Source organism: Peptacetobacter hominis (assembly GCF_006861675.1).
Taxonomy (GTDB): domain Bacteria; phylum Bacillota; class Clostridia; order Peptostreptococcales; family Peptostreptococcaceae; genus Peptacetobacter; species Peptacetobacter hominis.
In genome coordinates this window covers 1-1,090 of the sequence record NZ_SGJB01000033.1, presented here as the reverse complement: position 1 = coordinate 1,090, position 1,090 = coordinate 1, and the positions used below count along the sequence as shown (strand labels likewise).

Genomic DNA, 1,090 nt, shown 5'->3' with positions numbered 1-1,090 from the left:
TCTATTAGCTCAGTCGGTAGAGCACTTGACTTTTAATCAAGGTGTCCCGCGTTCGAGCCGCGGATAGATCACCAATTTCGGCGACATAGCCAAGTGGTAAGGCAGTGGACTGCAACTCCTTGATCTCCAGTTCGAATCTGGATGTCGCCTCCATCAATAAAATATATGCGGATGTGGCGGAATTGGCAGACGCACTAGACTTAGGATCTAGCGCCTACGGCGTGGGGGTTCGACTCCCTTCATCCGCACCATATTTTATTTTAATTGAAAATATATGCGCTCATAGCTCAACCGGATAGAGTGTCTGACTACGAATCAGAAGGCTGTGGGTTCGAGTCCCTCTGGGCGCACTTTTAATAGAATAGAGTAAAATGGGGTTATAGCTCAGCTGGGAGAGCATCTGCCTTACAAGCAGGGGGTCACAGGTTCGAGCCCTGTTAACCCCACCAGTATAGAAGTCTTTGGTTTTCCAAGGACTATATTTTTAATCTTTTTTAAAAGGAGTATAAATATGTATACAGTTTTAGGGGAAGAAGTGGTTGAAAGTCTGGAAATGGCTGAAAAAATTGCATTAGAAACAGATTTTAACATAGATGCAGATATTACAAAATCTACAAAAAGAGAAGATGTAATAGCAATAAGATTTTCTATATCTATAAATGATGTGCCATGCGATTTGAAATTTAGTCAGGATGATGATGTTATTTTTAATATGTATATGGATGCAGCTGAAGAAATGATGTCAGAGTATTTAGAAGGAATATTTGATATGAATAGAAGATTCATATCAGGAGCATATAAATGGGATGAAGTTACAAATTCTATTTATTTAATTGTTGTAATTTCAGATATAAGTCTATCATATCTTAAACTAAAAGATGTATTTAATAGATTACTCAGACAAAATGATTAAAAATATTTTAAAAAGGTATTGACTATTATAAAAATAGATGATATTATATTACTTGTAAATGACAAATGAACTTTGAAAACTGAACAGCAGATAAATTTGTTCGAACGATTTGTTCGGACTCTTACAAACCATAATTAAGCCAGATATTCAGATATATCTGAGCACAGAATCAATTTT

General features: G+C 35.9%; 1 protein-coding gene and 4 tRNA genes. All 5 read left to right on the top strand.

What is annotated here, in order from left to right; translation table 11 throughout:
* The first annotated feature begins 79 nt into the window (after positions 1-79).
* A tRNA-Cys gene (locus EXD82_RS10170) sits at positions 80-153 on the top strand.
* A 14-nt stretch (positions 154-167) separates the two neighbouring features.
* Positions 168-251 (top strand) — tRNA-Leu (locus EXD82_RS10165).
* 25 nt (positions 252-276) lie between these two features.
* Positions 277-350: transfer RNA gene (locus EXD82_RS10160), tRNA-Arg, on the top strand.
* Between the two features lie 23 nt (positions 351-373).
* Positions 374-449: transfer RNA gene (locus EXD82_RS10155), tRNA-Val, on the top strand.
* 62 nt (positions 450-511) lie between these two features.
* Positions 512-913, top strand: a complete 402-nt coding sequence (locus EXD82_RS10150; protein WP_142536782.1) for a hypothetical protein — start codon at positions 512-514, stop codon at positions 911-913.
* Positions 914-1,090 lie beyond the last annotated feature (177 nt).